Annotated in this window: 3 protein-coding genes; 2 read left to right on the top strand and 1 reads right to left on the bottom strand. The window is 39.1% G+C overall.

Features of this window, described 5'->3' with window-relative positions:
* Window positions 1-1,673, bottom strand: a 1,673-nt coding sequence (gene ggt / locus V5N63_RS09225; RefSeq protein WP_332033711.1) for a gamma-glutamyltransferase, incomplete at its 3' end; no start/stop codon positions are given.
* Window positions 1,674-1,896: 223 nt separating this feature from the next.
* On the opposite strand from ggt, the gene V5N63_RS09220 reads away from it, so the two are divergent.
* Both V5N63_RS09220 and V5N63_RS09215 read left to right on the top strand, forming a co-directional pair.
* Complete coding sequence (locus V5N63_RS09220; RefSeq protein ID WP_332033710.1) at window positions 1,897-2,859, top strand: NAD-dependent epimerase/dehydratase family protein; 963 nt, start codon at window positions 1,897-1,899, stop codon at window positions 2,857-2,859.
* Window positions 2,860-2,865: 6 nt separating this feature from the next.
* Window positions 2,866-3,593, top strand: a 728-nt coding sequence (locus V5N63_RS09215) for a polysaccharide deacetylase (RefSeq protein WP_332033709.1), incomplete at its 3' end; no start/stop codon positions are given.

Genomic DNA, 3,593 nt, shown 5'->3' with positions numbered 1-3,593 from the left:
ACAGAATCATCACCACGCCCGTCGGCTACGGCAGTAGCATTTCCGTTTTCATCGATTACAATCATTTCTGTACGCCCGATTTGCGTAACCCTTTCGATTTTATAGTTTTTCTTTTCGAGATTTTGTAGGGTTGTTTCAGGGAAATTATTTTCTACCATTACCGTTTCAGGCAACCACTGATGATGGAATTTTGGTGCATTTACAGTCATTCCCGGACTCAGTTTAAAATCAATAATATTTACAATCGACTGGTAAACTGATGTGGGAATCGTAGTTCCACCAGGTGTCCCCACAATAATATAGGGCTTGCCATTTTTCATAACAATCGTTGGAGTCATGGAACTAAGCATTCTTTTTCCAGGTTCAATTTTATTTGCTTCTCCGCCCACAGCGCCAAACATATTAGGAACGCCGGGCTTTATTGAGAAATCATCCATTTCGTTATTCAGGAAAAATCCGGCTCCGGCTACCACTACTTTACTTCCGTACAAACCGTTGAGCGTTGTAGTGACTGCAACAGCATTTCCTTCTTTATCAATTACCGAAATATGTGTAGTTTCAGTAGATTCTTTAGGTTGCGGTGTTATTTTGCCAACTTCAGAACTTGGCGTAGCTTTATTTATATTGAAACTCTTCCAACGGTTTTTTAAATACTCATCGGAGATAAGCATCGAAGTTTTGTCCGTAATAAATCCCGGGTCGCCCATAAATTCTGCCCGGTCGGCAAAAGCACGTCTTTCGGCTTCTACCATAATCTGCACTGCTTCGGTCGAATTATGCTGATGCTTCTGTATATTTTCGTAACCTGACATTTTCAGCATCTGTGTTAATAAAATTCCACCGCTGGAAGGCAAAGGCATCGAAACGATTTCGTTGTCTTTATAATTGAAAACGATGGGTTTTCTTTCTGCAACTTTATAATTTTTAAGGTCATTTAAAGTAATAATACCGTTTCCGCGTTTCATTTCTGCGACGATCAGTTCGGCCGTTTTACCTTCATAAAAGCCTTTTTCACCGTTTTTTTGAATAAGCTTCAGCGTTTGAGCCAAATCTTTCTGAATCAGAATATCACCTTGTTTCCAGGCTGTATTTCTTTGGAAGACTGTAGGTACTTTATTGTGATCATTAAAATACTGCATTTGATTATTAAGCAAACTCGCTTCTCTCTCGGTAATTGCAAAACCCTGTTCTGCCAGATCAATCGCAGGCTGAATAAGCTTTTCCATGGGAAGATTTGCATGCTTTAAGGTTGCATAAAATCCGGCAACAGATCCCGGAATTCCCACGGCCAATCTTCCGTTTTGAGATAAATCGGTGTTGGCATTTCCTTTTTTATCAAGATACATGTCCCGCGAAGCTTTTGCAGGTGCTGTTTCCCGAAAATCGATTGTGAATTTTTCGCCAGTATTTTTCACGCCGACTAAAAAGCCGCCACCACCAATGTTTCCAGCCTGCGGATAAACCACAGCTAAAGCATATTGCGTAGCGATTACTGCATCAAAAGCATTTCCTCCCATTTTCATCACTTTTGCGCCGGCTTCACTTGCCAGCGGGTGTGCCGAAACGACCAAACCCTTGTCTTTGGTGCGGATTTCTTTAATAATATTAATATCGGTGAACTGAGCAAATGCAAAGTTGGAAGAAATGATGAGAAGAAACAGCGTTTTTTTCATGTCGGAAATTTCCTCAAAAATAAGAAAATGCTTTCAATTCCGAAAAGCTGTTTGATATCCTCAGCCGCGAACCTTTCAGTTATATTCCTTTTATGCAGCGAAGTATAGCAAAAAACAGGAACAGAAAACGGAGAATGTTGCCCACAATAATATTTAGCGAATTCTGGCGGGAAAATTCTTTTAATTTTTTAAATTTGCTAAAATCAATTTCTAAATTCTACAAATGGAATCCTACACGGAAAAAATTCTTATCACCGGTGCGCTGGGACAGATTGGCACCGAACTCACCAACAGATTAGTTGAAATTCATGGCGCTGAAAATGTAATTGCGTCGGGACTCGACCGTTGGGACAAAAACCTTACTACAGCGGGTTTTTATGAAAGAATGGATGTTTCGAATACGCAACTTGTGAGACAGGTGGTAAAGGATTACGAAATTACAACCGTGTATCACCTGGCGTCTCTGCTTTCCGGGACCTCTGAAAAACAGCCGCTTTTTGCCTGGAAACTGAATGTAGAACCGCTGCTGAATTTCTGTGAAATGGCAAAAGAAGGTTTGCTGAAAAAAATATTCTGGCCAAGTTCCATTGCAGTTTTCGGGAAAGGAATTCCTAAAGAAAACGTTGGTCAGGACGTTGTTTTAAATCCTACCACCGTGTATGGAATTTCGAAAATGGCCGGTGAAAAATGGTGCGAATACTATCATGACAAATTTGGAGTAGATGTGCGAAGCATCCGTTATCCGGGTTTAATTTCCTGGAAAACTCCCGCAGGTGGCGGAACAACAGATTACGCAGTAGAAATTTTTTATGAAGCCGTAGAACAGGGAAAATACACCAGTTTTATCTCCGAAAACACAGCGATGCCAATGCTTTACATGGATGACGCTATTAATGCAACTTTGAAATTAATGGAAGCTCCAAAAGAAAATTTAACTGTTCGTACTTCCTATAATTTGGGTGGATTATCTTTTACACCTAAAGAGCTTGCAACTGAAATTAAAAATGAAATGCCGGATTTTGAAATTGATTACAAACCGGATTTCCGACAGGCAATTGCTGACTCATGGCCGGCTTCTATTGACGATTCTATCGCAAAAAAAGACTGGGGTTTAACTTATGAATTCGGGATTACCGAGATGACCAAAGATATGCTGAAAAATCTTAAAGTAAAACTCGGCAAATAACTTTTAATGATTTTATTAACCTTCAACATCATTAATAATAAGCGTGATTTTAAAAACAATTACCGGCTTAATGATGGGGAGATTACAGAAATCACCATCGATAACGTTTCTTCAGTTCTAAGGATTTTAGGAAATAATAACATTCTGGCGACTTTTTTTATAGAAATTTCGTTGGTGGTTACTTTACAGCCTTTGATAAAAAAAATAATCAGCAAAGGTCATGAAATTGCTCTTTATAACGCAGATTCCAACATCACAGAAATTGAAACTGCTAAACAATTAACTGAGGCTTTCACCGAAAAACTTATCCGTGGAATAAGACAGAAAGAAGTCAACATTTCTGTAGATGTACTGAAAAAACTAGAATTCAGCTATATTTCGAATATCGAGAATGCCAACATACTTTTCCCACTGAAAAGGTTGCAGCGAAGCACTGAAATCAGCGAGGAAAATGGCGTAAGTATTATACCGGAAAGCATCTCGCCCTATTCGCAAATCCCATATAACGATTTTGTTTTCCAGATGGTTCCGCTTAAATTCTATCAGAACATGGTCACTGAAACATTGAAGAATGAAGATTTCATTCTTATTTACCTGAATTCCTGGCAGTTTACCGACTTCGAAAAATATCAGTTCAAGATTCCGTTCTACCGGAAATACAATTCAGGCAGAAAGATGGAAGACAAGCTGGAACATTTTTTACAATGGTGTAATACCAACGAATTGGCCTGTGC

Source organism: Kaistella sp., from assembly GCF_032060305.1.
GTDB classification, from domain to species: domain Bacteria; phylum Bacteroidota; class Bacteroidia; order Flavobacteriales; family Weeksellaceae; genus Kaistella; species Kaistella yananensis.
Note: the sequence above shows the minus strand (reverse complement) of the source record. Positions and strands in the feature narration are given on the sequence as shown.

Coding starts and splice junctions, on each gene's coding strand:
- V5N63_RS09220 (WP_332033710.1), top strand. CDS start 1,897: ATGGAATCCTACACGGAAAAAATTCTTATCACCGGTGCGCTGGGACAG.